The sequence below is a fragment of the Bacillus sp. GW821-FHT01G09 genome, from assembly GCF_059422205.1.
Window position 1 is genome coordinate 194,016 of sequence record NZ_JBWKWL010000003.1, and the last position, 26,662, is coordinate 220,677.

The following is a 26,662-nucleotide window of genomic DNA, read 5'->3' on the forward strand; positions in this document are numbered from 1 at the left end:
ATACTAAAACCGGCCCGATATGACATCGTGCCGGTTTTTTATGAGCGATAGTTTGTATACACTTCTTGAACATCATCGTCATCTTCAAGGATGTCTATTAATGTTTCCAGCTTCTCAACAGCCTGATCATCGGCATCTGCATAGGTATTGGGAAGCATGGTCACCTCCGCCGAAGAAATTGGATATTTCGATTCGAGGGCTGTTTTCACCTCTTCAAAATGCTCAGGCTCTGTGAAAACCTCATATAGGTCTTCTTCAATTCGCAGCTCTTCTCCTCCTGCTTCAAGCACATCAAGCATGAGCTCATCTTCTTCTATTTGCCGTTCAGTGCGGTCTATCGTAATGAAACCCTTCCGTTCAAATAAAAAGGCTACACATCCGCTTTCTCCCAGGCTTCCGCCATTTTTATTAAAGGCTGTCCGCACATTTGACGCCGTTCGGTTTTTATTATCTGTTACGCATTCAACCATCACGGCAATCCCTGAAGGGCCGTAGCCTTCATAGGTGATTTCTTCATAACTGCTTCCATCTTGGCCTCCCGCAGCTTTTTTAATGGCCCTATCTATATTTTCATTCGGCATATTGGCGCCTTTTGCTTTTTCGATAACAAGACGCAATGCTGAATTTGCTTCTGGATCCGCTCCGCCTTCTTTCGCTGCCACATAGATTTCTTTTGCCAGCTTCATAAATATTTTCCCGCGCTTTGCATCCTGTGCATTTTTTCTTTTTTGAATGTTTTTCCACTTGGAATGGCCTGCCATGTTTTCACCTTCTTTTACATTTTCTATGTACACTTTAATGGGAATTGTTCGCTGATGCAAAGAAAAAGGCTGCCGAATATCACTTCCGGCAGCCCTTTCTTCCTAGCGGTTGTTCATTTTATGAAGTTTTCTGAACAGCCCTTTATCTGTTGATACTTGGACGTCACGGCCATTTGCATAGTTGCGCGCTGCTTTTACGACATTATCTCTGTCAGACTTTGTGAACTCTCTGTGGCTTTTGACTGCGATAACTACTCGGTCATCCGATACCATAACTTGTGTGTCATTGACGTTTTTCACTTGTTTCACACGGTTGGCAATTTTTGCAGCCAGTCTTCTGTTTTCTTGGTTGTCATACCCGTTGTTCGCTGCATTCCGATTCATGTTTCGGTTATTCGTGTTGTTATATGTTCCGTCAGTTGCCAAAGGAACACGATCGTCAGCAGTAACACGGTCACGGTTATTTACATTCGTGGTGTTTCGGTTACCGTCGTTCTGATCCTCCATTAATTCAGAAACAGGACCATCGTGGTCGATTCCGTCTCCCTGTCTATCGGCGTCATTTTCATTTGTATAATATCCGATTGGACGGGTATTGCCGTTATTGCGCGTATCATTCATAGCATTATCGTTTGCTCCGCATGCTGTTAAGCCGGCTGTCATTAGAATCAAGCTAGCGATCGTCATTTTTTTACCCAATGGAAAAACCCCCCGTGGACGAATTGAGCATGTTTGCTCGCTTTTATCATGTGCGTATGGGGGGCATATTAAGCGTGTCAGTTCTCTCCATTTGGCAGTGATCTGCTTGAAAACAAAAAAAGGAACGATTTACATCGTTCCGAACGATCACTCATTTTCTTCTTCCGGCCGGCCAAACATTTGGTTTACAGAAGGCTGATTCGTCATTGGCATAGAAACTCCTGCCGAATATGGGTTTGGATTTGGGTTAGCTGTGCCATATGGCATATTAGGGCTTCCATAAGCTCCCATTCCCGAATGGCCAGGGGCAGAGAAATATGGCTGATGATCACCGTCACAGCCGCAGTCGTCATGATCTTTGTATGGCATGTAACCATGAGCCGCAGCAGGCTGGTATGCTCCCATTACTTGGGGAGTGCCGTAATAAGGGCCATACGGCATATGTCCATACGGAGATCCATAAGCCGGAGATGCGTATTGCGGCGCACCGTATGAACCGTAATGTCCGTGATGGCTGTTTTCATGATGCTGGTTTTCATAACCCGGGTCATACTGAGGCGATACAAAGCCTGGCTGGTATCCATGCATCGGATGCATTGGAAAAGCCTGTGCCGGATAGTACGGATAGCATAATCCTGATCCTGGAAGAATTGGCGAAACAGGCACCGGACACGGTACGAAATGAGCCGGATAATGATAATAAGGCTGAACAGCCGGCATCGGCATATTCGGAACTGTGTGATGAACGTTTTCCTCTTCTATACCGCCTACCTCTGGCGCCTTTGGCATATTAGGCATATTCGGATAATTTGCATTTTCCATATTACTCATAGCCTCCTGTTGTGGAAATTGGTCTTGCATATGATACATATGATCCATATTTCCGTCATGATGTTGTTTCGGCTCCTCCGGTTTAGGAGGCGACCAAGGCTGGAAAAGCTGTTTCATATCATAATAATCGTTCACATCAGCTTCAGGGTACACATTTTCCTGCAAATTAGGCATCGGCGGGACATACGGCATGGACTTCTTTTCTTTCGGCTTTGTGTCTTCTACATCGACAACGGATTTAGGCTTCTCTTTCGCATATGGATGTTCTTGCTTCACACTCCCGGCCGCAGGACTTTTGCCCGCTTTTGGCTCTTTTCTGACCGGGACTCCTTCTGACGGCACTTTTATTTTCATTCCAGGCATGATTAAGTCTGGATTGCTAAGCTGTGTATTGAGTTTTTTCACTTCCTCAACATCGACTCCGTACTTTTCAGCTATTTTCCAGAGCGAATCGCCTTTTTGAACGATATGGATTTTCAACGTTTTCCCCTCCTATGCAAAACGTGAACAGTTCAGCTGTGATTACAATATGTTTCTTCACAACATATGCCTGAACAAAAGAAGTTATGAGTAAAGGAAGGGAAAATATTTCTGATCTACGTGATCGAAAGCATTCGATTCAGGGCAAGGAGTGCATCTTCCTGAATGGCTTTTGGCACCTTGATGACGCCTGAAGGTTCTCCTTTTTCAATTTGTTCCAGCGACCACAACAAATGCGGCAAATCAATTCGGTTCATTGTCAGGCAAGGGCACATGTCAGGGTTGAGTGATTCGATTTGTTTATCTGGATGCTCGTGAATGATCCGCTGAACAAGATTCATTTCTGTCCCGATTGCCCACTTGCTTCCCGCCGGAGCCTGATTGATTGTGTCGATAATATATTTCGTTGATCCGTTATCATCGCTTAGTGTCACGACTTCGTGTGAGCATTCCGGGTGCACAATGATCTGAATGTCGGGGTCTCGCTCTCTCATATCATGGATATTTTTAGTGGTGAATTTCTCGTGAACAGAGCAATGCCCTTTCCACAAAATCACTTTCACATTCGTATGCCCGGATTCAGCTACTAATTCATCTTTCATCGGGTCCCACACAGCCATATCTTCAAGCGCAATGCCCAGATCATAAGCCGTATTTCTCCCTAAATGCTGATCAGGCAAAAATAAAATTCTTTTTTTCTGTGTAAACGCCCATTCAAGCACTTTTTTCGCATTCGAAGAAGTCACAGTTGCTCCGCCATGCTTTCCGACGAATGCCTTGATCTCCGCAGTGGAGTTCACATAAGTTAAAGGTATGATCGTATCTCCAAATATATGCTGAAGCTTCTTCCATGCCCTATTGGTCTGCTGCATGTCAGCCATGTCAGCCATAGAACATCCAGCTCTCATATCTGGCAGGACGACCGTTTGCTGCTCGCTTGTCAGCATATCGGCGGTTTCTGCCATAAAGTGAACGCCGCAAAATACGATATAATCCGCTTCTTTGTTTTTTTCCGCTACTTGGGCCAATTGCAGGGAGTCGCCTGTTTGGTCAGCAAATTGTATCACTTCATCCTTTTGATAATGATGGCCTGGTATAAAGAGACTGCTGCCGAACTTTTTCTTAATGGCGGCAACGCGCGTTTCCATATCCTTTCTCGATAGTTCTTTATAACTTTCGGGCATCATATCATTCGATTGTTTGATCACATCAAGAATTGACATAACGGCATTCCTCCACAGATTCATTTGATAACGTAACATCCATGCTGATATCTAAACTTTTGACGGAATGAGTCAGAAATCCTAATGAAATATAATTCACACCCGTCCCTTTAAAAGCAGGCAAAGATTCTAACGTAATCCCGCCGGAGGCTTCAGTTTTTATATGATCCGGTGTGAGCTTTGCAAAATGACGGACCGTATCAGGCGGACAGTTGTCAAACATAATGACATCCGCGCCAGCTGCAATTGCTTCCCGCAGCTGTCCCTCCGTTTCAATTTCCACCTCGATATTTACCATGTGCCCTGCGGCCTGACGGGCTTTTTTGCACGCCTCTAAAATAGAACCGCATGCTGCGATATGATTATCTTTAATCATGATGCCGTCATACAAACCGAATCGATGATTATACCCGCCGCCGGCTCTGACAGCATATTTCTCCAGCATTCTGAGCCCCGGTGTTGTTTTTCTCGTGTCACAAATTTTAATCTGTTCATCATCCAGACACCGAACAGCCTCTCTTGTCATTGTCGCAATTCCTGACAGCCTCTGAATAAGATTTAATACGACCCGCTCTCCTGAAAGGAGCGCAGCTGCGGGACCGTGTAACTCGGCAATCACTTCACCTTTATGCAACATGTCCCCATCTTTTTTGTGTAAAATGATTTGAACATTTTCGTCCAATAACGAAAAGCCTTCTTTTATGATCGCTGCTCCTGCAAAAATACCCTCTGACTTTGCAACAATCTCCGCTTCACAGCTCTGTTCTCCAAAAATAGACTGCGATGTAAGATCCCCTGTCCCAATATCCTCAAGAAAAAAGTGATTCAGTAATTTTTTCAGCTGTAAATGATTCATTGTTCCAAATCCCCTCGTTTTTTCTGATCTTCGTTCCTTTTTTTGTATGGACAATTTGTCTTCCTTGCCAGCCCACCTCAGTATGAGGAAAATCGGTGCGGAAGTGAGCCCCTCTGCTTTCCTCCCGCAAAAGCGCAGAAAACGTCATCAGCTTTGCAGCTTGCCATAGATGAGAAAGCTCCAGCTGCGGAATTGTGATATCCTTCACATTTACTTCCTGAAAAGGCAGCGTATGAAGCCAGATGCTAAGCTCAATCAAACTGCTTTGTTCCCGCAGAATAGACATGTGGCTTGTCATTTTGCTTTGCAGTTCATGCACCTCTATATCCGGCACCTCGTAGACGACACTGGTTTCTAGCCTTGATTGATATTGCCTGTTATAAACCGGTTTTTGGATAATATGCTCTGCTGCCCTTTTTCCAAATACCAGCGCTTCCAATAAAGAATTGCTTGCAAGCCGGTTTGCTCCATGTAAACCGGAGCATGCTGTCTCGCCAATCGCATAAAGCCCCGGCACTGTCGTTTCTCCCCAGCGATTAACTGAAACACCTCCCATTAAGAAATGCATTCCCGGAGCAACAGGAATTTTTCCGCTTTGGATATCAACCCCTGCTTTTTCACAAATAGCGGTGATGGTAGGGAAACGCGTTTCAAAATCAGAAATCGCACTGAAGTCTATATAAACGCGATTTCCTTTTGCCATTTCTTCGTGAATAACCCGTGAGACAATATCTCTTGGAGCCAGGTCACCTAAAGGATGCCGTTCAGCCATAATCCTGCGGCCGTTTTCGTCTACTAAACATCCGCCTTCCCCTCTGACAGCTTCTGAAACAAGCCCGTAGGAAACACCATTTTTCACAAGCAGTGTCGGGTGAAACTGAGTAAACTCCAAATCCGTTAATTCCGCCCCGGCCCGGTAAGCCAGAGAAAGACCGTCACCTGTGACAGTGAGATCATTCGTATGGTGAAGAAACAGGTTTCCACAGCCGCCGGCAGCCAGCACAACTTCGTCTGCGTGCCTTACCTTGAGCCGCCCTTTGCTGTCTTTTGTCATGACGCCGATACATCGTCCGCCCTTTATAAGCAAATCTGCTGCCGTTTCATTCTCGATTAACTTGATTTTGCTGTTGATCCGTTTGAGCAAATAATCGATAAGCAGCCTGCCTGTTGCGTCTCCGCCTGCATGAAATATGCGGTTGTATGAGTGGGCCCCTTCTCTTCCAAGACAAACACCGCCTCGTTCATTGCGGTCGAATGGAAATCCACGCTCCAATAGGCTTTGAAGCATCATTTTTCCATCATGTAAAATGTCTGCTGCAATAGCTAGATTATTATGGCCGCACCCTGCATATAACGTATCCTCCAGATGGGCTTCAATCGAGTCATCTTTTGCATAGGCCGCAGCAATCCCGCCTTGTGCATAGACAGAATTGCTGTTTTTGATGCTTTTTTTTGTGATAACAGTCACTTCGTATGAGGGCGGGAAAGCTGCAGCTAAGGAAAGTGCCGCCGCCCCTGAACCGATGACTGCAATCGTCTTTTTAGACATATGCCATCCTCCTGTTGTTTACACCTGTCTTGACACCTATATTTACACAAGGATAAAATAAACTCAAGAGTTTTTTATGGAGAACGGATGGAGGAAGACCGGATGATTTATTTAGATTATGCAGCAACAACGCCTATTTGTGAGGAAGCCCTTACTGTATATCAGAAGCTTAGTATGGATATGTACGGAAATGCCAGCAGCCTGCATGATGCAGGAGGAAAAGCAAAGCACATACTGGAGTACTGCCGTGAAAAAATCGCCAACATCATTGGCGGAGAAGCAAGCGGCATCTATTTTACAAGCGGCGGCACTGAATCCAATTTTCTGGCCATTCAATCATTGCTAAACGGCCTGCCAAAAACGAAAAGACATTTTATTACGACTGCCATGGAGCATCAGTCCATTCATAATTGCGCTGCTTTTTTGGAACAGCAGGGGTATGATGTAACAGTCATTGAACCGAATGAATACGGGCTTATTACCGAGGAAATATTACTAGCCCATATCCGGCCGGATACAGGCCTTGTATCTATTCAGCATGCAAATTCTGAAACCGGGATCATTCAGCCCATTCAACGCCTGTCTTCATACCTGCACAATAAGGGGATTCTTCTTCATTGCGACGCTGTTCAAACGTTTGGAAAGATCCCGATCAATACAAAAAATCTGGGAGTAGATGCACTCTCAATGTCCAGCCATAAAATCCACGGTCCTAAAGGAGTAGGGGCGGTCTATATCCGACCGGATGTCCCTTGGAAACCCGTTTATCCTCTGACTACTCACGAATACGGATTCAGAGCCGGCACCGTAAATGTTCCCGGGATCGGTGCCTTCACTGCCGCTGCAGAATTGATCGTAAGCGAAATGGAAAAACAGATATCCCGCAATGAGGCATTAAGAACATACTTTCTAGACCAAATCCGTATTCGGTCTCTCCCTGTAACCCTTGCGGCAGACACTTCGCAAGCAGAATGTCTTCCGCATATTATAGGGTGTTTTTTTCACTCATTTGAAGGACAATATGTTATGTTAGAATGTAATCGGAGTAATATTTGCATTTCAACCGGCAGCGCTTGTTCTGCAGGTTACCACGGTCCGTCTGAAACAATGAAAGCATTAAGAAAAACCGAACAAGAAGCTCTGCAATTTATCCGCATCTCTTTTGGCAGGCATACAACAGCTGAACAGCTGGAACAGTTATTACATACGTTTACAGTGCTTTGGGAACAAAAGAAAGGAGAATATGATATTGACCGAAGAATTAAAGCTAATGGGCGCCAACAGGCGTGACCAGCTTCTTCTGTGGCTGAAGGAATCTAAATCACCGCTGACAGGAGGAGAACTCGCAAAAAAAGCGAACGTTTCAAGACAGGTTATTGTACAGGATATATCCCTCTTGAAAGCGAAAAATGTACCGATTATCGCCACAAGCCAAGGATATGTATACTTGGATGCAGCCGCTCAGCAGCACCAGCAGGCAGAAAGAATCATAGCATGTCTGCACGGTCCTGAACGGACAGAAGAGGAACTGCAGCTCATCGTCGACGAAGGCGTTACAGTAAAAGACGTAAAAATCGAGCATCCCGTATATGGAGATTTAACTGCAGCCATCCAAGTAGGCACCCGGAAAGAAGTTAGCCATTTCATCAAAAAAATCAATTCTACGAATGCTGCCTACTTATCACAGCTGACCGACGGCGTGCACCTGCATACATTGACAGCACCTGATGAACATCGCATCGATCTAGCCTGCCAAGCCCTCGAAGAAGCCGGCATTTTAATTAAAGACTAAAAAAAGCCCTCTAGTGGGCTTTTTTTATAATTGGTAAGACTGGTATGCACCAAGAAGCCTCACTTTGCAGCCGAGCGCTTCAAGCTCCTGCATGGCTCCTGGAATCAATACATCATCAAACGCTTTCTCAATATCAATAATAAAGAAATAATGGCCTAATCCGGTTTTAGTCGGACGTGACTCAATTTTTGACAAGTTTAAATTTCTCCAAGAAAATGCAGACAGCACTCTATGCAGCGCCCCGGACTGATCATCCTGCGGCAGCATGACCATTAAGGTCGTTTTGGGCCTAGAGCTCAATTTTGAATTCACTTCAAAAGATATGTTTTCATCAGGAGACAGAATAACAAATCTTGTATGATTGTCCCTATAATCCTGTATATCCCGTTTCACGATTTTTAATTCGTATGTAGAAGCTGCCATATCATTGGCAATGACCCCGATATTCAGCTCGGGATGGTCACTGACAAACTTTGCTGCCGCCCCGGTAGAATTGGCGTATTCATATGGAACGGAAGGAAAATGTCGATGGAGAAATTTATGGCATTGCGCAATCGCGTGTGAATGCGAGTAAATTTTGTCGAGCTCTTTCCATGCATTCTCTCTTGAGGGATGGACGAGCAAGTGCTGATGAATCGGCAACGTCATTTCACCCACGATTGGCAAGGGCTGTTCATGTATTAAATAGTCTATTGTTAGACTAACAGATCCTTCTAATGCATTTTCCAAAGGAACAAAAGCAAAATCAACTTCGCCTGCAACGGCTGCATCTATACACTCCGGAATGGTGCGGTAAGCAACATGTTCGGCGCCGTTTTGAAAACAAGAACTGACTGCTAGATGTGTAAATGTAGCTGCTGGACCTAAATAACCGACTTTCATGACGATTTTCTCTCCCTTATGCACCTGAACCTAATATTTCAACTTTTTCTACAAAATCAAACTTCCTGAGCTTATTCATTAATGTATGAATGTCTTCTTCCATTGCCGACGTACTGATAGACAGTGTCACATTTGCTCTGCCTTGAAGCGGAATGGTCTGATGAATGGAAAGAACGTTGCTTCCAGAATCAGCTACCGCCTGAAGAAGCTGAGATAACGCACCTGACCTATCCTCTAAATGAAAGAAAAGTGTGATAATTTGTTCTTTTACCATGGTGTAGAATGGAAAAACAGCATCCCTGTATTTATAAAACGCACTTCTGCTTAAATCGACCTTTTGAACGGCATCTGCTACTGAATCTGCTTTTTTTCGATCAAGCAGCTTTTTGACTTCCAATGTTTTTCTCATTGCATCGGGCAATACATCTTCACGGACAAGATAAAATGTCTCCTCTTTCATTTGCATCCCCCCTTTAAAATAGAGAGCCTGACACCAGGCTCTCTTTTCAGCCAACATTCATTAATCAATAAATTCAAATTCAAATTCCAGAAGCCTGATTATATCTCCATCCTTGGCTCCGCGTTCTCTGAGTGCTTCATCAACACCCATTCCGCGCATCTGTCTTGCAAACCGTTTAACCGATTCATCACGTGAGAAATCAGTCATCTTGAATAACCGCTCAAGGCTGTCTCCTGAAAGCACAAATACACCGTCAGGATCGCGTGTAATGTTAAATGGAACTTCTTCATTTTCCATCGTGTACATGACACGGTTTTGTGTAAGCTCTTCCTCGTCATACAGCGGGAACTCCGGTGTGTTTTCAAGCTGATTGGCGACTTCAAACAGAAGCTCACGCAGACCTTCTCTTGTCACCGCACTGATCGGGAATACCGGATAATCATCCGTCAGCTTTTCTTTAAAGGCTTCGAGATTTTCCGCAGCCTCCGGCATGTCCATTTTATTTGCAACGATAATTTGCGGACGCTCAGTGAGACGCAGATTGTACTCGCTCAGCTCCTGGTTAATCGTAAGATAATCCTCATACGGATCGCGGCCCTCTAAGCCCGACATGTCAATGACGTGAACAATAACCCTCGTCCGTTCAATATGGCGCAAAAACTGGTGGCCAAGTCCGACGCCTTGGTGTGCGCCTTCAATCAGTCCTGGCAAATCAGCCATGACAAAGCTGCGTCCGTCATCCGTTTCAACCATGCCGAGATTCGGGACAAGCGTTGTAAAGTGATAGTCCGCAATTTTCGGTTTTGCAGATGAGACAACAGACAGCAAAGTAGATTTTCCCACACTCGGGAACCCGACAAGTCCGACATCTGCAAGCACTTTTAATTCAAGAACAATGTAGCGTTCTTTTCCCGGCTCGCCGTTTTCTGAAAGCTGAGGCGCGGGATTAGCCGGTGTAGCAAAGCGGCTATTTCCTCTTCCGCCTCTTCCGCCTCTTGCAATGACAGCCCGCTGTCCGTGCTCTGTTAAATCAGCGATGACCTGTTTCGTATCATCGTCTGTCACAACGGTGCCCGGCGGAACTTTAATGACCATATCATCAGCATTTCGTCCGTGCTGGTTTTTGGACATGCCATGCTCGCCGCGAATCGCTTTAAAGTGTTTTTTGTATCTAAAATCCATCAGGGTGCGGAGACCTTCATCTACTTCAAAAACGACGTCTCCTCCCTTTCCTCCGTCACCGCCGGCAGGGCCGCCTTTCGGCACATATTTTTCACGGCGAAACGCAACCATACCGTTGCCGCCGTCGCCGCCTTTTACATATACTTTGACCTGATCTACAAACATAATGTCCTCCGTTCTAAACCGTTAAAAACTCCGCTAGTCCAACCCTATTTCAATCAAACATTCGTGACTCGTGATTTCAAAACGCATGATGTCAATGTCCTCATATCCATTCTGCCGAATATCATCAAAAGCAGATGGATCGGCAAAGGCGCCGTGAAAATCAAGGTACAGAATCAGCTGTCTGTCAGGATGATCTGTTTGAAGCGAAACCGTTAAATGATTTTCACTCTCTCTGCTAACTGCTTGATCAAACAGATGAAACAGCTTTCTCATCAGTTTCGCCAGCTTTTGATCATAAGCCGACAAATCCTTAATTTCTCCGAGAACTTCATATTCAAGCGTCATATAATGGGTTTTCCAATTAAACGTAAGAAAATCAAACGCCAAATGCGGTGTTTTCAGGTTTGAGAGCTTTGATTCGTGCTTTGCGTCTATAACCATTTCTTCAATCATTTCAAAGACGCGGTCATACTTCTGCAAGCTTAAGTTTCCTTTAATCAGCTGCAGCTTATTCATCCAATCATGCCGGGAATGGCCAAGCAGATGAATCAGTTCGTTTGTTAATGCCGTGTCGCTTATATTTTCTTCTTGATTTTTTGAAACATCCTTCATTTTCGCACTCCCAATCATTTAATTTCTTATTTAGGAGTCTGTATAAGTGTGTATTATGAATTATAACAGAGAAGGCTTTGTTAGAAAAACAATTGTTTTTCCCAGAAATATCATGTTCCTTTTTTCTGGCTTTGGTTGATTTGCAGCCAGGCAGAACATTTTATGTATTACTGCTTGGGGAACATATCCAGTGGGTTTGAGATGTTTATTCTCATTCTTGGCGGGGTCTGCTCGCACATACTCTGCATTTCATTCTAGGTGTTTACTCCGCATATTGCAAAAAAAACTCCAGTCATCATCGACCGGAGTTTTTTGAATCATTATTGAGCTACAGGATATACGCTCACTTTTTTGCGGTCACGGCCGAAACGTTCGAATTTAACAGTTCCGTCGATTTTCGCAAATAGAGTGTCATCTCCGCCGCGGCCCACGTTTTCACCTGGGTAAATTTTTGTTCCGCGTTGACGGTAAAGGATAGAACCGCCTGTTACGAATTGACCGTCAGCACGTTTAGCACCTAAACGTTTAGCCTCAGAGTCACGTCCGTTCTTTGTAGAACCTACTCCTTTTTTAGAAGCGAAAAACTGAAGATCTAATCTAAGCATGTAGCTCACCTCCTATATTATGTTTGTGGTCACACGCAAGTTGTCTTTGTAATCCCGTTCGATTGTCTCCAGCGAAACAATCATGCCTTCAATCAGCAGCTGAGCTTTTTGGCGTGCCTCTGGATCAAGAGATTCAGGGAATTCAAAATAAAAATAACCCCCGTCCTCCCCTATATCAAGAAGCGGCTCGAAGCCCGCGAGCACAATGACCGCGTTAACGGCTCCAAACACAACGGCTGTCACTCCGGCACAAACAAGATCTTGTCCATGTTCAGCAAAATTCGCATGGCCCGTCATTTCAAAAGACAATATGCCTTTATCATGAGACCTTCTGATTGTTGCCTGAATCATGCTTACGCGTTGATTTTTTCGATCGTCACTTTAGTGTAAGGCTGACGATGACCTTGTTTTTTATGAACGTTTTTCTTTGGTTTGTATCTGAAAACAGTGATTTTTTTCGCGCGGCCTTGTTTTTCAACTTTAGCCGTTACTGTTGCGCCTTCAACTGTAGGGTTGCCGACTTTCACGTTGTCTCCGCCAACAAACAAAACGTCTTCAAAAGTAACTGTTTCACCTGCTTCAGCAGCAAGTTTTTCGATGTAAACAGTTTGGCCTTCTTCAACTTTGATTTGTTTACCGCCTGTTTTAATGATTGCGTACATTCTCTGCACCTCCTATTAGACTAAGACTCGCCAGATACCAGGGGGCTGTAAAAGCTCTTAACACCTGTACTGAGCGGTTGTAGCAATGGTGCTACATCCATAACATTAAAAAATATACCAAAATACAAGGCGTTTGTCAATCAGTTTTAGTAGGGCAGAAGCAGTTCCTCCATGGAAGAATTCGTCCGCTTATCGGCAAAGTAAGCGTGCAGCACTTCATTCTCGTCAAGCTGGCTGAGCTTTTGGCCTGATTTTTCTATAATAATCGGATGCTTACAGCCACGTTTGAACTCGGCCATCACATGATAGACTTTATCCTCCGCCTTTACTGTCAGCGGCAGAAGTTTCTCAAGCTCCCTGTTTTTTCCGTAATACCTTTCGAGGAGAAATCTCACATGGGTATAGTGCCTTTGCCGATATTCCTCAAATAAGGAAACAGCCAGAAAGACAAACAAAACCCATGCGCTGATTTGCAGAGGAATCACGAATAAAACCCAGCACCCGAGCAGCAGGCAGAAGCAGAGCGACGTTTTTAGATTGAGCCGGTGAGCCTTTTGAAAAGGCAGCTGTTTGGAAAACAACAAAAATAACAGTTTTCCTCCATCCAGCGGCCAGATCGGCAGTAGATTGACAAATAAGATAGAAAGATTATAAAAGGTGAAGAGTTCAAAGGTATGCTGATGAATCACTGAGACTTCTGCAAGCATCCAGGCGGCAAACTGAAGCCAGATGTGCTGAAGAGGGCCGGCAATAATGACCGCAAACTCTTCCTTTAAAGGCCGATTCCCGTGCTCTTCCACTTCGACCGTTCCGCCAAACGGCAGCAAAAAAACACGCTTGATTCTCCAAGAAAAAAACACAGCCAGAGCAGCATGCCCCAGCTCATGAATCAATACAATCAGGAGCAGACAAAATAATGCTTTCATATGGCCTGTGAGCAAGCCCAGCGCCGCGATAATCCAAAGAAAAGGATGCACATGGATCTTTAAGATAAGGTCGAGCCATTTATTCAAATGAAATCACCTGAATTGGATCAATAAATTTATCGCCGTCTTTCATGGCAAAATAATAGACCCCTTTATTATGATCATCAAGCTTAATCGAACCGAGCTTTTTGCCTTTATCCACAAAATCATATAAAGCAACATCCACATCTTTGAGCTCGCCATAGATACTATAGGTGTTGTCAGCATGCTGCACCTTAACCGTCAGTCCCGTCTGGCTGTCTTTGCTGACTTCAACCACATAGCCTTCTTTTACACTATCAATCTTATCGCTGCTTGTTTCGACTTTAATTCCTTCCCCATTGTCCTGAAAATCCTGCTGTACTTTCCCGGATGCAGGCGCGATCAGATCTTTGCCTACTTCAATCTGCTGCTCCTTATTTTTGTGTTCAGGAGCCAGGAAAGCAAGTGGATTTCCGAATTTGGTTTCGAACCAATGGCTTGCTGAGGCAAATTGAAATTCAGTTTCAAAGGTTTTGGCTACAGCGGGTTTAATCTGACTAACGGGTCCAATGTTTGTTTTATAGGCTATAGCTGAAACGAGAACAAGGCAGGCCGACAGAAGACATTTCAGGATAATTGAATCTGTTTTCACCAATGGGTGTTTTCCGTTGAATGTTGGCATGTTATCTTCATATACCGGGAGTGTTCCATGTTTTTCCTGATCCGTTACCATCACCCAGGACGGGGGTTTCTGCTTTTCAGAAACTGTCTGAGTAGAGAAACGCTTTGAGCCGGAAAGCTGCTTTCTTCTTTTCTCTAATCGTTTTCTGATTTCATCTGCTCTGTGACTCATTGCCATCATCCTTTGCATTCGTTGGGTTTGTACATCATATGTCTTGTCCATGGCAAATATTCGGTTTAGTCAAGAACAAAGCAGGCAAAAACAAAAAAAACCTGACACAGCATATGCTTTGTCAGATTCTTCTCTTTGATTCTATCACATTAAGATCTTACTCCGAAAAATGACTTAATCTTAGCCATCATTCCTTTATTTTGCTCTTCAAGCACCTGTAAAGGAACAGATTCACCTAAGATGCGGCGGGCAATATTGCGATATGCAATAGAAGCGCGATTTTTCGGGTCCATCGCAATCGGTTCACCATGGTTGGAAGCTTTGATGACTTCATCATCATCAGCCACGATTCCTAGCAAATCGATCGACAGATGCTGTACGATTTCGTCGATATCCATCGTGTCACCGTTTTTCATCAGGTGATTTCTGATTCTGTTAACAACGAGCCGCGGCGGTTCAATATTTTCCTCTTGCTCCAGCAGTCCTATAATACGGTCAGCATCACGAACAGCTGAGATTTCAGGCGTAGTGACCACAATCGCTTTATCAGCTCCGGAAACGGCATTTTTGTACCCTTGCTCGATTCCGGCAGGACAGTCTATGATGACATAGTCAAATTCCTGTTTGAGCTCTTGGACCATGTTTTTAATTTGTTCAGGAGCAACAGCTGTCTTATCGCTCGTTTGAGCAGCGGGCATTAAATAGAGCAGATCATCGAAACGTTTGTCTTTTACGAGCGCCTGATGCATTTTGCATCTGCCCTCTACAACGTCTACCAGATCGTAAATAATTCTATTTTCAAGACCCATTACAACATCAAGGTTGCGCAGTCCTATATCAGTATCTACTAAGCATACGCGCTTCCCTAAAATGGCTAAGGCGGTACCGAGGTTCGCAGATGTTGTTGTCTTACCTACTCCGCCTTTTCCCGAAGTTATTACGATAGCCTCACCCAATTCACATTCCTCCCTCAAGCCTTGTTAGATCAGGTCTTAAATGAGCCAAATGTTGAAGGCGTTCAATGACCATATTTCCGTCTGTATCTAAATAAGCACATTCCATTTCGTTCCCTTTTTGAATGTGGTCTGGGGAGCGATTTAACACATGATTGATTCTTAATTGTGTCGGAAGCATTTCAGAGGCGGCGATGACCGCTTGATTATTTCCATTAAATCCAGCATGCGCGATTCCCTTCAGTGAGCCCAGAACAAAAATGTTCCCTCCGGCCCTGACTGTTCCGCCGGGATTCACGTCACCGATCAGGAGCAAGTCGCCTTTTACCTGCAGCACTTGGCCTGAACGGACAATTTTTGAAACAGAAATAATTTCGGCTTCCTCTCTTATCTGCTGTGCTTCTTTTTTAGTAATGACTTCACTGTCAATAGAATGAACAAACAAATCTTTCTTTGACGCAATCAATTCGGTTAGCTGTTCCTCTTGCTCCTTATATAAAAAGCGATTTCCCAGCTTAACATGAACGCTGATTTTCTGGCCTTTTCCATCGGTATATTGTTCAATTGACAGCATATTCTGAAGACCATCGAGAAGCTCATCAAAAGAACACGCATCATCCAGATGCAATGTTAGTCCATTCTTTGTTCCTTTTATTGTTACATATTGCTGCTTTTTGGTCTTCACAATATTCACCTCAACAACATACTCATTTCGTCAAAAAAAGATAAAATCCTTTTTACTCATCTCTCAATTCTTTCTTTAGACTCATAAAAAACAATCTAAATGGCAGAACAAGAATAAGAGCTGCTGCAATATTTAATAAAATTGTCGGTATAAACCGGTCAAGCACAAATCCGTTAAACGTCATAATGTCTTTATGAATCAAAGACTGAATGCCGAATACGTAAAATTCGAGCAGACAGACAGCCAGAACTGCTATCAATATCACTACAAATGCGTTTGTATGCAACACTTTAAACGCTTTTGAAGCCAAATAGCATAGCCCTGCAAAACCAAACATGTAAACGCCTAATAGACTTGTATAGTTCATGTCATATAGAAAACCAAAAATAAATCCGTAAATCATCGCGTGTTTTTGGTTGATAAAAGCCGACATGAATATCAATACAAGCATCAAAAAACGCGGGGCGAGCACTTGGTCATCTGTAACGAAAGGAAAATGCACCAAATCTGTAAAAATGCTTTCCGCAGAAAAAACAAGCATCATAACGAAAGGGAGAAGGAAACGTTTCACGATCCTTCCTCCTCTGTATCGACAGTCGGCACGTCACGGTTTACAACGATCACATTATTTAAATCTGTAAGGTCAGCCGCAGGTTTTACATAAGCAACCTTCGTCAGTCCATAGGAATCTGACTCGATATCAGTCACTTCACCGATTGTCAGCCCTTCTGGGAAAACACCGCCTGTCCCTGATGTTTCAATAAGATCGCCTTTTTTCACGTCTTGTTTATCCTTACGCTCAATAATTGTCATCTTAAGACGTTTTTTCTCTTTGTCATATCCTTCGATCAAGCCGTAGCCTTTGCTGCCTTTTTTTCCGGAAATTTTTGTCGCGACTCTGTTATTGCGGTCAGTATCGCTTAAAAGCTGAACAGTAGACGTAAAATTGTTAAGTCCGGAGCTTTTGATCTTGCCGATTAATGCGCCTTTTTCGTTTGTAACGGCCATATCTTTCGCTACGTTTTGCTGAGTCCCCTTGTTAATGGTGACCTGTTTGGCCCAATTATCAGGGCTTCTGGCGATGACCGTTGCTAAAATCGGCTTGTAATCTTTAATCGATTTGACATGGCCAAGCTCGTCACGCAAGGATTTGTTTTCTTCTTCAAGCTCTTGAAGCTTGGCTTCATATTGTGTCTGTCCGTCAAGTTTTTCTCTTAGACGCTCGTTTTCTTTGTATGTGTTTTTTAAATCATTGATGTTCTCAAATATTCCTGCAAAAAATTCGGCAGGCGTATGAAAAATATTTTGAAATACTCCCGTCGTATCGCCGATCACTTTCTCAGGCCAGGTGGTATTGCGGCCGCCCTTCAGCGAAAATCCAATCATAGCCACCAATATGATAATACACAGAAGTAATAGCATTAACCGCTTATTCGGCATCGTGTTACACCTCTTCTATTGAACTCCCGATTATCTAGTTTTCCCTTTGAAAAGATGGATGTGCTCCAGTGCTTTCCCTGTTCCGATCGCTACACAATCAAGCGGATCTTCGGCGATAAGGACCGGCATTTTTGTTTCTTCGCTGATGACTTTGTCCAAATTGCGCAAAAGCGCTCCGCCGCCGGTTAACACTATACCTCTGTCCATGATATCTGCTGCAAGCTCAGGCGGTGTTTTTTCGAGTGTGCTCTTCACTGCTTCGACAATTGTAGATACAGTGTCGCGTAGAGCGTTAGAAATCTCTTTTCCTGTAATTTCAATTGTTTTCGGCAGACCTGTGAGCAAATCGCGGCCGCGGATTTCCATGTTGTCGGATTCTTCAGGAGCTTCTGCAGATCCGATTTCCATTTTAATCGCTTCAGCCGTACGGTCACCGATCATCAGGTTGTACGTTTTTCTGATGTAGTTGATAATTGCGTCGTCCATCTCATCACCGGCTACACGGATTGACTGAGACGTTACGATGCCTCCGAGGGAAATTATCGCAACTTCTGTCGTACCGCCCCCGATATCAACAACCATGCTTCCAGTCGGTTCCCAAACTGGCAGATTGGCCCCAATTGCTGCGGCAAAAGGCTCTTCAATCGGATACGCATCACGCGCTCCCGCCTGTCTTGTCGCATCGATAACAGCGCGTTCTTCAACAGCTGTAATGCCTGATGGGACACATACCATTACATATGGTTTTCTGGCAAACATGCCTTTATTTTTTATGGCTTGATTGATGTAATATTTCATCATCGTCGCCGTTGTTTCATAATCAGCGATAACGCCGTCTTTCATCGGGCGAAGAGCCACCACGTTGCCCGGTGTCCGTCCAATCATATTTTTCGCATCATTTCCGACAGCGACAATCGATTTCGTATCCGTCTGTAAAGCGACAACTGACGGCTCTCTCACAACAATTCCTTTTCCTTTTACAAAAACAAGCGTATTCGCAGTTCCAAGATCTATACCAAGGTCTCTAGCACCAATTCCAAACATATGTATGTATCTTCCTTTCTTAAAGCAAAAATACCCTAAAGGGAAAAACTCATAAACTCTATTATAGCTTAATTCGACGAAAAAAAAAGTGTTACAAATATCCTTTTTCCTTTAAACTCACAAATTTTTTATCCCCGATCACCAAATGGTCAAGCAGCTCGATGCCAATCAGGTTTCCGCATTCAAACAGCCGTCTTGTCACTTCAATATCTTCCCTGCTCGGCGTCGGATCTCCAGAAGGATGATTATGAACACAGATAAAGGAAGCGGCAGATCGTTTAAACGCTTCTTTAAACACCTCTCGCGGGTGGACAATAGATGAATTCAGGCTTCCGATAAATACGGTGCGTTTATGGATGACTTGATTTTTTGTATTTAAGTATAAACAGACAAAATGCTCCTGGGTTAAAAAGCGCATATCCTCCATGACAAGATTAGCGCCGTCTTCCGGGGAGCGAATAACGAAATGTTCTTCGTTGGCTAATTTATGAATCCGGCTTCCAAGCTCAACTGCAGCCAGTATTTGAATCGCTTTTACCATACCGATTCCCGGGATGCTTGACAGCTCTTCAACCGATGCTTCCTTGAGCAGGCGCAGCCCGTCAAATGAGCGCAGCAGCCTGTTTGACAGGTCCAAAACAGATTCGTGTTTAGTCCCTGTCCGCAATAATATAGCCAAAAGTTCATGATTCGCTAAGTTCTCGGCTCCGACTTTCAGGAGCCGTTCTCTTGGCTTTTCTTTCATTGGGAAATCTTTGAGTTTTAATGGCAGATCGTGTATGACCAAGCACTCCTTTTCTTTCCCTTCCCGTTTATAGAACCGTCATGCCCTTATATCAAAATGGCGAAGAGCTCTCATTGTTTTTGATATAGGAAGGCCCATGACTGAATAATAATCTCCGTCTATTTTCTTTACAAAAAGCGCGCCTCTTCCTTGGATGCCGTATGCACCTGCTTTATCCATCGGCTCTTTTGTTTCAATATACGTCCAAATCTCTTCTTCACTGAGGGACCAAAACACAACTTCTGTCTTATCATAAAAAGTCTCGCTGTGATTTTCAGCTTGAATGCTGACCGCGGTTATTACTGAGTGACTTCGGCCTGAAAGCCTCCGCAGCATAGAAGCAGCTTCTTCTTGATCCTGCGGTTTGCCAAGACATTCGCCGTCAAGGCATACCATTGTATCAGCACCGATAACGATTGCATGCGGGTGGAGATCAGCTACAGCCTTAGCTTTTTGTTTTGCCAACCATTGGACGTTTTCTTCTGGTGAAAAGTTTCGATTTAATTTTTCTTCTACTTCACTGACAATAATGGAGTAGGGCAGCTGGAGAAGATCGAGGAGTTCTTTCCTGCGCGGAGATTGTGATGCAAGTATTAGCGGTTTTGTCATGTTCGTCATCCTTTCAGGGTTTGCTTAAGAAAAAAAGATACTCGTTTATCCTACCAAATCACGAGGCTTGTCACAATTTCAGAAAAATAACTTTTTCATGACAAAATAAAAAAAGCCTGTCACTAAAGGACGAAGGCTCAGGGCACTATCTCTTATTTTACGACGGCTAACAGCTCCTGCTGAGCCTTCCACCCGGCTTCAGCACTTGGATCCTCTAATTCCTTTAAAGCCTGCAAAATCGCTTTTTTCTCTCCTGTTTCTGACGCTTTTGTTTCACCAAGAGACTTTTCTATTTTCTCTACACTCGCTTTTGTAATGTCTTCGCCGAGAATCGCCTTTGCTGCAAGCTCCGCTGTTTCCTTAAAAGAATCTGTCATATCTGACTCTATTGATAAGGAAAGCTCCTTGCCTCCCCAGGCTTCAAAATCACTGTCGATTAAAACCTGTCCTAACTGCTGTGAGACATCCTTATCACTGGCTAAGCCCGCGATGACATACGTATACCCGTCATCCTTTGACAGTGACACGGCGGAATATCCTTTTTCGGTCAATTGTTCTGTTAACGTTTCGGCACCCTTTTCATTTGAAAATTTTCCGGCTTGTACAGCGTATGTTTTATATGTACCTTCAGTTTGCGCCGCTTGTTTTTCTGTGCCTGAAGTTTGTTTATCAGTTGAAGTATCCCCTGCTTTTGCCGTTTGGCTGCCTAGAGAATCCTCTAAAGAGGCCGGTGCTGACGCTTCTTTATTCCCCGATATGTTTAACGCGAATAGCCCTAATCCAGTGCCAATGACAGCCGCGAAGGCAATCGTCGCGGCCACTCTTTTTACCGGTTTGGCAGCCCCGGTCTTTCCTTTTGCATAAAGCTTTGTTTTTTTCTTTTGAAAAGGAGGAACAACTTTTGGGTCCTCTTTAAACACCTTGTCTTCCTCTGAATCCCAATTGAATTCATCTTCATCAGGATGTTCCTGGGATGCCGCAACCTCTTGTTCTGCCTGTCTTTTTTCCTCCCAATTTGAAAATGTCATGCTTTTATCCGCCTCTGTCTCAGGCGTCTCTTGTTCGTAAACCGTCTCTTCTTTTCCATTAATCGTCACCTTGAGGGCTTTTTCTGCGGCTTTACTGTTTTTTTTATTCTTTCTTTTTTTCAATTCCGCTTCCTCCCTTCATTTGCTTGACCGTTCTTGTCGGCTTTTCATGCTACACACTTTAGCACAGGCAAAGAAAAAAAGAACAAGACTTTTGTCGTCTTGTCCAAAAAACGTTCGTCAAATTTTTCAGCAGTCAGCCCAATGCCATTTTGATATAAAAAGAAATGATAGAGTCACCGTATAAATAGGCTAAAATGCTCCCTGCGGCTATAGCGGGGGCGAAGGGAAGCGGCTGCCTTTTAGCGAGTCTACCAGTCAGAACGGCTGCAGCTCCATATAATGCACCTATCAAAACAGAAAAGAAAAAGGCAGCTGCCAGCATTTTCACACCAAGCACAAAGCCAATCACCGCAAATAATTTAATATCTCCTCCCCCTACTCCCCCATGGGTGATTGCGGCAATTACAGCCAGAAATAGAAATCCGGCTGCCGCACCTAACAGGCCTGCATACCAGGAATCAAGCGGAGAAATCAATCTCGCGGCCGCCAAAAAGGGAAGAAAGAAAATCAATATACGATTTGGAATCAGCATAAAATGAATATCTGTCACTGCAACAATAATGAGAAGAGAGATAAACACCACAGCGGGAAACAGTTCCAGCGACGTGCCAAAGCGTATTCCTGCGGCGGCAAATAAACACGCTGTCACAAGCTCTGCTGCGGGATACATAAAAGAAATCCTATGCCCGCAGCTTTTACATTTACCTTTTTGAAATAGGAATGACAGGATGGGAATTAATTCTGCAGGAGTTAATGTCCTCCGGCAAAACGGGCATGATGAACGGGGCGCAATAATAGATAGATGTAAGGGGATACGGCACCCGGCCGTATAGTAAAAAGAACCAAGGATAAGCCCGAAGATAAAAAGAAGGGATAGCATAGACAACACACCTTTACTCACTGAGTTCTGGTATGGATTGTAGCAAAATGAGCATCCTGAGCTCCAATTGGAGATATTCAATTTTACACATAAAAAAACCGGCAGAATCTTTTTTTTGATTCTGCCGGAGCCGGATCCTTTTATTTCAACCTTTTTCGAATGTCAGAAATAAAGTAAAGAGATCCGGTAATCAGCACAATTTCATTTGAGCCCTTTTTACTTTCTATGAATTTGATCACATCGTCTGGATCTTCACTCCAGCTTTTATTGCTGATTTCACTTGCATCATAGAGATCTTTTGCAAGAGAAGCACGCGGGAAATCAAAAGAAGCAAAATGAATCGCATGAGCAATGGTTTCCAGTCTTTTAATCATGTTCTGATACGGTTTGTCCTTTAACGCGCTAAACACCACAGAAATGCGTGAATTGGCGAAACGCTGCTTCATCGTTTCCGCCAGCTTTTCAACACCTTCTTCGTTATGCGCACCGTCTAAATATACCGGAGGATGTTCCTGAACAAGCTCTAACCGTCCCGGCCAAGCAGCCTTCACAAGCCCGCTCCTTAACGCTTCGTCACTGATATGGGCAATATTCTCCTTATTGAGCCACTCCGCAGCCAAAATGGACAAAGCAGCATTTTGTCTTTGATGGGTGCCAATCAGAGATGTCCGAATATCTTCATAGCATTTCTCTTCCGTTTTGAATGAAAACTGTTCTCCTGCAGGCAGAGCCTCTTCATTGAAAATAACACATGCATCATGCAATGACTGGAACGGCGCAGCATGCCGTTCGGCTTCATGGCGGATGACCTGTAAAGCTTCCGGCTGGGTAACTGCTGTAACGATTGGAATACCTTCTTTAATAATACCGGCCTTTTCTCCTGCAATTTCTTCAATGGTGTTTCCCAAAATGTTCATATGATCGTGCCCGATGCTTGTAATCACAGTTAAGAGCGGTTCAACCACATTAGTAGAATCGAATCTACCGCCCAGACCTGTTTCAAAAATAACAAAATCGACCTTATGAAACTCTGCAAAATATAAAAATGCACAAGCTGTCATAATTTCAAATTCTGTCGGCTGTCCGTATTCCGTTTGATCAAGGGCTTCAACGTGCGGTTTCATTTGATTGACGAGTGCTGTCCATTCCTCATCAGAAATCGGTATCCCGTTTACGCTGATCCGTTCATTAAACGTAATAATATAAGGCGATGTAAATGTTCCAACCGTATATCCGGCTTCCTGCAGCATAGAACGGATAAAAGCGACAGTTGATCCTTTACCGTTTGTTCCTGCGACGTGGAACGCTCGGATTTTTTTTTCAGGATGTCCTAACCGCGCCATCAGCTGTTTCATTCGGCCAAGTCCGGGCTTCACCCCGAATTTCAGCCTCCCGTGAATCCAGCTGCGCGCATCTTGATATGCAGTAAACAATGATAATCCCCTCTTTTATAAGACAAGGCGGTTTCTCTAGAAACCGCCCCGGCTTTTCATTAACCCTTCAGCTCAGCCATTCGTTTTTGAACAGCGTCACGCTTCGCCACATAATCTTTTTCTTTTTCACGTTCTTCATCAATTACGTGTGCAGGCGCTTTTTTCATAAATCCTTCATTTCCAAGTTTCTTTTGGACACGCTCAACTTCTTTTGTCAGTTTATCAAATTCTTTTTGCAGACGGGCAATTTCTTCATCAATATTGATTAAGCCTTCAAGCGGAAGAATAACCTCTGCTCCTGAGACAACGGCCGTCATCGCCTTATCAACAGCCTCAATATCGGTGCCGATTTTAAGCACGCTCGGATTCGTAAAGCGTTCAACATATGAACGGTTCGCTTCGAGGCGGGACGCTATTTCGTCTGTGCTTGTTTTAATGTACAGTTCAACCTGCTTGCTCATTGGCGTATTGACTTCACTGCGGATATTGCGCACAGAACGGATCAGCTCAACAAGAAGCTTCATGTCAGCTGCCGCTTCAGTATCGGTATGCTCCGGCACTACTACAGGCCATTGACTTACTGTAATTGATTCCCCTTGGTGAGGAAGGTGCTGCCAAATTTCCTCCGTTAAGAATGGCATAAACGGATGGAGCAGACGCATCGTTTGATCAAGTACGTAAGCAAGGATGGAACGGGTAGTTTTCTTGGCAGCTTCGTCTTCTCCATAAAGCGGTAGCTTCGCCATTTCAATATACCAATCACAGAAATCATCCCAAATAAAGTTATATAAATGGCGTCCTACTTCACCAAATTCATATCGATCAGCAAGCTGGGTCACGTGCTCGATCGTTTCATTTAATCGCGTTAATATCCACTTGTCAGCGACTGACTTTTCGCCTGACAGATCAAGCTCATCGTACGTCATGCCATCCATATTCATTAATGCAAAACGGGAGGCGTTCCAAATTTTATTGGCAAAATTCCAGGTCGATTCCACTTTTTCATAGCTGAAGCGCAGATCCTGGCCAGGAGAGCTTCCAGTCGCAAGGAAATAACGCAGAGAATCGGCTCCGTACTTGTCAATCACATCCATCGGGTCGACACCGTTGCCAAGAGATTTACTCATTTTCCGGCCTTGCTCGTCACGGATTAAGCCGTGGATTAAAACATCTTTGAACGGGCGCTCGCCTGTAAATTCAATGCCTTGGAAAATCATGCGTGATACCCAGAAGAAAATGATATCGTACCCTGTCACGAGAACATCTGTCGGATAGTAGCGTTTAAAGTCTTCAGCCGTTACATCAGGCCAGCCCATTGTGGAGAAAGGCCATAGCGCAGAACTGAACCATGTATCCAGTACGTCTGTATCCTGTTCCCAATTTTCGCTGTCTTCCGGCGCTTCAAGCCCGACATATAGCTCGCCTGTTTCTTTATGATACCAGGCAGGAATACGATGGCCCCACCACAATTGACGGGAGATACACCAGTCGCGGATATTTTCCATCCAGTGTAAATACGTTTTTTCGAAACGGTCAGGCACAAAGTTGACCTTTTCTTCTTTCTTTTGCAGCTCAATCGCTGCATCAGCAAGCGGCTGCATGCGCACAAACCATTGTGTAGAAAGATAAGGCTCCACAACAGCCCCGCTTCGTTCACTATGGCCGACAGAGTGCATATGATCCTCGATCTTGAAGAGAACTCCCGCCTCCTGTAAATCTTTCACGAGCTTTTTGCGGCATTCAAAACGATCCATACCTTGATATTGGAGCGCATTTTCATTCATCGTGCCATCTTCATTCATGACAAGGATGCGTTCTAAATTGTGGCGGTTGCCAAGCTCGAAGTCGTTCGGATCATGAGCAGGCGTAATTTTCACGGCACCTGAACCAAATTCCATATCAACATAGTCATCACCGACAATCGGAATTTCACGATTTACAATCGGCAGGATCACCGTTTTTCCGATAAGGTGTTTATAGCGCTCGTCTTCAGGGTGAACGGCAACAGCTGTATCACCGAGCATTGTTTCAGGACGTGTCGTCGCAATTTCAATTGAGCCTGAACCGTCAGCAAGCGGATAGCTCATATGATAGAATGCGCCTTGAACATCCTTGTAAATCACCTCAATGTCGGATAGGGCTGTTTTTGTCGCTGGGTCCCAGTTAATAATATATTCGCCTCTGTAGATCAGGCCTTTTTCATAAAGCTTAACGAATACTTCCCTTACCGCTTTGCTCAAGCCTTCATCCAGCGTAAAACGTTCACGGGAATAATCTAGGCCAAGACCTAATTTCGCCCACTGGCTGCGAATAAAGTCAGCATATTCTTCCTTCCACTTCCACGTTTCTTCGAGGAATTTTTCACGGCCTAAATCGTAGCGGGATTTGCCTTCTTCACGAAGTTTCGCCTCTACTTTAGCCTGTGTCGCGATGCCGGCGTGGTCCATGCCAGGAAGCCACAGCACATCATAGCCCTGCATGCGTTTCATTCTTGTTACAATGTCTTGCAGCGTTGTGTCCCATGCGTGGCCAAGGTGAAGTCTCCCTGTTACGTTTGGCGGCGGGATGACAACAGAGTATGGCTCTTTTGTCTGGTCACTGCCCGCTTCAAAAAATTTGCCTTTTAGCCAAAAATCATATCGGTCTTTTTCAACCGCTGCCGGATCATATTTCGTCGGCATTGTTTGTTCATTCGTTTCCATCATAACCCTCCAGCATGTTTAAAAATGGCTGAGAACGAAAAAAGAGCTCTTCATCCCTGTAAAAGGACGAAAAGCTCTTTCGCGGTACCACCTTTTTTCATGAACTCTATCAGTTCATGCACTTATAACGGATAACGGGTGTTTCCCGAATTTCTCTACTCTTCTTTCAAGAAATTATGCTCCCGGGCGACCTTCCAATCAGACAACATAAGAAGCCTTTCAGCAAACGGCTTCTCTCTCTGCATGCGCCTTTTTTGTACTCTTCCCGTTCTAAGCAGGTGTATTTATCAGCTCATTGTATACATTATTTATGTTCTTTATTATAGTAAAAGTGTTTTTGATTCGTCAATCATCTTTTCCAAAAACACCGCTTTCTATACAGATGGGCAGGCACCTATTGCCCAAGTTTACATATGATGCTT

29 protein-coding genes and 2 other annotated features are annotated in these 26,662 nt (G+C 44.2%); of the genes, 3 read left to right on the forward strand and 26 right to left on the reverse strand.

Going from position 1 to position 26,662, the window contains the following annotated elements; translation table 11 throughout:
- Nucleotides 1-38: 38 nt before the first annotated feature.
- The 6 genes from AC07VD_RS11670 to nadB all read right to left on the reverse strand — a co-directional run bounded on the left by AC07VD_RS11670 (nt 39) and on the right by nadB (nt 6,399).
- Nucleotides 39-761 (reverse strand): YebC/PmpR family DNA-binding transcriptional regulator, encoded by a 723-nt coding sequence (locus tag AC07VD_RS11670; protein ID WP_041339264.1) that lies wholly within the window; start codon nt 759-761, stop codon nt 39-41.
- A gap of 102 nt (nt 762-863) precedes the next feature.
- Complete coding sequence (gene sgpA, locus AC07VD_RS11675) at nt 864-1,460, reverse strand: spore germination protein SgpA (RefSeq protein WP_003245996.1); 597 nt, start codon at nt 1,458-1,460, stop codon at nt 864-866.
- Between the two features lie 147 nt (nt 1,461-1,607).
- Nucleotides 1,608-2,771, reverse strand: a complete 1,164-nt coding sequence (gene safA, locus AC07VD_RS11680) for a spore coat assembly protein SafA (RefSeq protein WP_029946089.1) — start codon at nt 2,769-2,771, stop codon at nt 1,608-1,610.
- Nucleotides 2,772-2,887: 116 nt separating this feature from the next.
- Nucleotides 2,888-3,994 (reverse strand): quinolinate synthase NadA, encoded by a 1,107-nt coding sequence (nadA, locus tag AC07VD_RS11685; protein WP_217019436.1) that lies wholly within the window; start codon nt 3,992-3,994, stop codon nt 2,888-2,890.
- On the reverse strand, nt 3,981-4,850 hold the full coding sequence (gene nadC / locus AC07VD_RS11690; protein WP_024572142.1) for a carboxylating nicotinate-nucleotide diphosphorylase: 870 nt from the start codon (nt 4,848-4,850) through the stop codon (nt 3,981-3,983). The genes nadA and nadC overlap by 14 nt, the downstream gene beginning before the upstream one ends.
- Nucleotides 4,804-6,399, reverse strand: a complete 1,596-nt coding sequence (nadB, locus tag AC07VD_RS11695; protein ID WP_160831722.1) for an L-aspartate oxidase — start codon at nt 6,397-6,399, stop codon at nt 4,804-4,806. Before nadB ends, nadC begins: the two co-directional genes overlap by 47 nt.
- A gap of 102 nt (nt 6,400-6,501) precedes the next feature.
- Here nadB and nifS point away from each other — a divergent pair, with 102 nt between their 5' ends.
- Together nifS and AC07VD_RS11705 are read left to right on the forward strand one after the other, a co-directional pair.
- The gene (gene nifS / locus AC07VD_RS11700; protein ID WP_160831721.1) at nt 6,502-7,689 is read left to right on the forward strand and encodes a cysteine desulfurase NifS; all 1,188 of its coding nucleotides are present in this window, start codon (nt 6,502-6,504) and stop codon (nt 7,687-7,689) included.
- Nucleotides 7,649-8,191 carry a transcription repressor NadR gene (locus tag AC07VD_RS11705; RefSeq protein WP_160831720.1) on the forward strand — a complete coding sequence of 181 codons (543 nt, stop codon included), beginning with the start codon at nt 7,649-7,651 and terminating at the stop codon, nt 8,189-8,191. Before nifS ends, AC07VD_RS11705 begins: the two co-directional genes overlap by 41 nt.
- A 24-nt stretch (nt 8,192-8,215) precedes the next feature.
- Here the strand turns inward: AC07VD_RS11705 and pheA are convergent, their stop codons facing one another.
- Genes pheA through spo0B form a run of 4 tightly spaced genes read right to left on the reverse strand, consistent with a single transcriptional unit; the run spans nt 8,216 to nt 11,492 of the window.
- Nucleotides 8,216-9,073 (reverse strand): prephenate dehydratase, encoded by an 858-nt coding sequence (pheA, locus tag AC07VD_RS11710; RefSeq protein ID WP_160831719.1) that lies wholly within the window; start codon nt 9,071-9,073, stop codon nt 8,216-8,218.
- 16 nt (nt 9,074-9,089) lie between these two features.
- Nucleotides 9,090-9,533 (reverse strand): transcriptional regulator ThrR, encoded by a 444-nt coding sequence (gene thrR, locus AC07VD_RS11715; RefSeq protein ID WP_003222630.1) that lies wholly within the window; start codon nt 9,531-9,533, stop codon nt 9,090-9,092.
- A gap of 60 nt (nt 9,534-9,593) precedes the next feature.
- Complete coding sequence (gene obgE / locus AC07VD_RS11720) at nt 9,594-10,880, reverse strand: GTPase ObgE (RefSeq protein ID WP_003229675.1); 1,287 nt, start codon at nt 10,878-10,880, stop codon at nt 9,594-9,596.
- Between the two features lie 33 nt (nt 10,881-10,913).
- Nucleotides 10,914-11,492 carry a sporulation initiation phosphotransferase Sop0B gene (gene spo0B / locus AC07VD_RS11725; protein ID WP_014480451.1) on the reverse strand — a complete coding sequence of 193 codons (579 nt, stop codon included), beginning with the start codon at nt 11,490-11,492 and terminating at the stop codon, nt 10,914-10,916.
- 77 nt (nt 11,493-11,569) lie between these two features.
- Between spo0B and AC07VD_RS11730 the strand changes: the two genes are divergently transcribed.
- Complete coding sequence (locus AC07VD_RS11730) at nt 11,570-11,692, forward strand: hypothetical protein (protein ID WP_003229671.1); 123 nt, start codon at nt 11,570-11,572, stop codon at nt 11,690-11,692.
- A gap of 120 nt (nt 11,693-11,812) precedes the next feature.
- On the opposite strand, the gene rpmA is transcribed toward AC07VD_RS11730, so the two are convergent.
- The 16 genes from rpmA to valS all read right to left on the reverse strand — a co-directional run bounded on the left by rpmA (nt 11,813) and on the right by valS (nt 26,240).
- Complete coding sequence (gene rpmA / locus AC07VD_RS11735; RefSeq protein WP_003222623.1) at nt 11,813-12,097, reverse strand: 50S ribosomal protein L27; 285 nt, start codon at nt 12,095-12,097, stop codon at nt 11,813-11,815.
- A 12-nt stretch (nt 12,098-12,109) separates the two neighbouring features.
- On the reverse strand, nt 12,110-12,448 hold the full coding sequence (locus AC07VD_RS11740; RefSeq protein ID WP_003229669.1) for a ribosomal-processing cysteine protease Prp: 339 nt from the start codon (nt 12,446-12,448) through the stop codon (nt 12,110-12,112).
- Between the two features lie 2 nt (nt 12,449-12,450).
- The gene (gene rplU, locus AC07VD_RS11745; RefSeq protein WP_003229668.1) at nt 12,451-12,759 is read right to left on the reverse strand and encodes a 50S ribosomal protein L21; all 309 of its coding nucleotides are present in this window, start codon (nt 12,757-12,759) and stop codon (nt 12,451-12,453) included.
- A gap of 13 nt (nt 12,760-12,772) precedes the next feature.
- Nucleotides 12,773-12,848 (reverse strand) — a sequence feature (ribosomal protein L21 leader region).
- Nucleotides 12,849-12,905: 57 nt separating this feature from the next.
- The gene (gene spoIVFB / locus AC07VD_RS11750; RefSeq protein ID WP_024572737.1) at nt 12,906-13,772 is read right to left on the reverse strand and encodes a stage IV sporulation intramembrane metalloprotease SpoIVFB; all 867 of its coding nucleotides are present in this window, start codon (nt 13,770-13,772) and stop codon (nt 12,906-12,908) included.
- Nucleotides 13,765-14,559: a stage IV sporulation protein SpoIVFA gene (gene spoIVFA / locus AC07VD_RS11755; RefSeq protein ID WP_004398684.1), complete on the reverse strand. Its 795-nt coding sequence runs from the start codon at nt 14,557-14,559 to the stop codon at nt 13,765-13,767. Before spoIVFA ends, spoIVFB begins: the two co-directional genes overlap by 8 nt.
- Before the next feature lie 149 nt (nt 14,560-14,708).
- Nucleotides 14,709-15,515 carry a septum site-determining protein MinD gene (gene minD / locus AC07VD_RS11760; protein WP_004398624.1) on the reverse strand — a complete coding sequence of 269 codons (807 nt, stop codon included), beginning with the start codon at nt 15,513-15,515 and terminating at the stop codon, nt 14,709-14,711.
- A 1-nt stretch (nt 15,516) separates the two neighbouring features.
- Nucleotides 15,517-16,197, reverse strand: coding sequence for a septum site-determining protein MinC (gene minC, locus AC07VD_RS11765; RefSeq protein WP_004398901.1), 681 nt, complete (start codon nt 16,195-16,197; stop codon nt 15,517-15,519).
- A gap of 52 nt (nt 16,198-16,249) precedes the next feature.
- Complete coding sequence (gene mreD, locus AC07VD_RS11770; protein ID WP_004398811.1) at nt 16,250-16,768, reverse strand: rod shape-determining protein MreD; 519 nt, start codon at nt 16,766-16,768, stop codon at nt 16,250-16,252.
- On the reverse strand, nt 16,765-17,637 hold the full coding sequence (gene mreC, locus AC07VD_RS11775) for a rod shape-determining protein MreC (protein ID WP_003222609.1): 873 nt from the start codon (nt 17,635-17,637) through the stop codon (nt 16,765-16,767). The genes mreD and mreC overlap by 4 nt, the downstream gene beginning before the upstream one ends.
- Before the next feature lie 30 nt (nt 17,638-17,667).
- A complete protein-coding gene (mreB, locus tag AC07VD_RS11780; protein ID WP_003229650.1) occupies nt 17,668-18,681 on the reverse strand; it encodes a cell shape-determining protein MreB in 1,014 nt (337 codons plus the stop codon).
- A 91-nt stretch (nt 18,682-18,772) separates the two neighbouring features.
- The gene (radC, locus tag AC07VD_RS11785; protein WP_003246034.1) at nt 18,773-19,468 is read right to left on the reverse strand and encodes a RadC family protein; all 696 of its coding nucleotides are present in this window, start codon (nt 19,466-19,468) and stop codon (nt 18,773-18,775) included.
- 36 nt (nt 19,469-19,504) lie between these two features.
- Nucleotides 19,505-20,074, reverse strand: coding sequence for a Maf family nucleotide pyrophosphatase (locus AC07VD_RS11790; RefSeq protein WP_024572904.1), 570 nt, complete (start codon nt 20,072-20,074; stop codon nt 19,505-19,507).
- A 152-nt stretch (nt 20,075-20,226) separates the two neighbouring features.
- Nucleotides 20,227-21,225, reverse strand: a complete 999-nt coding sequence (spoIIB, locus tag AC07VD_RS11795) for a stage II sporulation protein SpoIIB (RefSeq protein WP_024572905.1) — start codon at nt 21,223-21,225, stop codon at nt 20,227-20,229.
- Between the two features lie 133 nt (nt 21,226-21,358).
- Nucleotides 21,359-22,105: a prepilin peptidase gene (locus AC07VD_RS11800; RefSeq protein ID WP_080474433.1), complete on the reverse strand. Its 747-nt coding sequence runs from the start codon at nt 22,103-22,105 to the stop codon at nt 21,359-21,361.
- A 140-nt stretch (nt 22,106-22,245) separates the two neighbouring features.
- A complete protein-coding gene (locus AC07VD_RS11805) occupies nt 22,246-23,538 on the reverse strand; it encodes a bifunctional folylpolyglutamate synthase/dihydrofolate synthase (protein WP_003229640.1) in 1,293 nt (430 codons plus the stop codon).
- A 59-nt stretch (nt 23,539-23,597) separates the two neighbouring features.
- Complete coding sequence (valS, locus tag AC07VD_RS11810; RefSeq protein ID WP_167559375.1) at nt 23,598-26,240, reverse strand: valine--tRNA ligase; 2,643 nt, start codon at nt 26,238-26,240, stop codon at nt 23,598-23,600.
- Between the two features lie 59 nt (nt 26,241-26,299).
- Nucleotides 26,300-26,522 (reverse strand) — a binding site (T-box leader).
- Nucleotides 26,523-26,662 lie beyond the last annotated feature (140 nt).

What these genes read in the sequence shown, in the direction of transcription:
- nadA (WP_217019436.1), bottom strand. Translation starts at nt 3,994, where the DNA reads ATGTCAATTCTTGATGTGATCAAACAATCGAATGATATGATGCCCGAA.
- AC07VD_RS11790 (WP_024572904.1), bottom strand. Translation starts at nt 20,074, where the DNA reads ATGACAAAACCGCTAATACTTGCATCACAATCTCCGCGCAGGAAAGAA.
- rpmA (WP_003222623.1), bottom strand. Translation starts at nt 12,097, where the DNA reads ATGCTTAGATTAGATCTTCAGTTTTTCGCTTCTAAAAAAGGAGTAGGT.
- thrR (WP_003222630.1), bottom strand. Translation starts at nt 9,533, where the DNA reads ATGAAAGAGGAGACATTTTATCTTGTCCGTGAAGATGTATTGCCCGAT.
- pheA (WP_160831719.1), bottom strand. Translation starts at nt 9,073, where the DNA reads ATGAAAGTCGGTTATTTAGGTCCAGCAGCTACATTTACACATCTAGCA.
- obgE (WP_003229675.1), bottom strand. Translation starts at nt 10,880, where the DNA reads ATGTTTGTAGATCAGGTCAAAGTATATGTAAAAGGCGGCGACGGCGGC.
- AC07VD_RS11740 (WP_003229669.1), bottom strand. Translation starts at nt 12,448, where the DNA reads ATGATTCAGGCAACAATCAGAAGGTCTCATGATAAAGGCATATTGTCT.
- AC07VD_RS11670 (WP_041339264.1), bottom strand. Translation starts at nt 761, where the DNA reads ATGGCAGGCCATTCCAAGTGGAAAAACATTCAAAAAAGAAAAAATGCA.
- spo0B (WP_014480451.1), bottom strand. Translation starts at nt 11,492, where the DNA reads ATGAAGGATGTTTCAAAAAATCAAGAAGAAAATATAAGCGACACGGCA.
- spoIVFA (WP_004398684.1), bottom strand. Translation starts at nt 14,559, where the DNA reads ATGAGTCACAGAGCAGATGAAATCAGAAAACGATTAGAGAAAAGAAGA.
- mreC (WP_003222609.1), bottom strand. Translation starts at nt 17,637, where the DNA reads ATGCCGAATAAGCGGTTAATGCTATTACTTCTGTGTATTATCATATTG.
- AC07VD_RS11800 (WP_080474433.1), bottom strand. Translation starts at nt 22,105, where the DNA reads ATGCTATCCCTTCTTTTTATCTTCGGGCTTATCCTTGGTTCTTTTTAC.
- valS (WP_167559375.1), bottom strand. Translation starts at nt 26,240, where the DNA reads ATGGAAACGAATGAACAAACAATGCCGACGAAATATGATCCGGCAGCG.
- nadB (WP_160831722.1), bottom strand. Translation starts at nt 6,399, where the DNA reads ATGTCTAAAAAGACGATTGCAGTCATCGGTTCAGGGGCGGCGGCACTT.
- nifS (WP_160831721.1), top strand. Translation starts at nt 6,502, where the DNA reads ATGATTTATTTAGATTATGCAGCAACAACGCCTATTTGTGAGGAAGCC.
- mreB (WP_003229650.1), bottom strand. Translation starts at nt 18,681, where the DNA reads ATGTTTGGAATTGGTGCTAGAGACCTTGGTATAGATCTTGGAACTGCG.
- nadC (WP_024572142.1), bottom strand. Translation starts at nt 4,850, where the DNA reads ATGAATCATTTACAGCTGAAAAAATTACTGAATCACTTTTTTCTTGAG.
- rplU (WP_003229668.1), bottom strand. Translation starts at nt 12,759, where the DNA reads ATGTACGCAATCATTAAAACAGGCGGTAAACAAATCAAAGTTGAAGAA.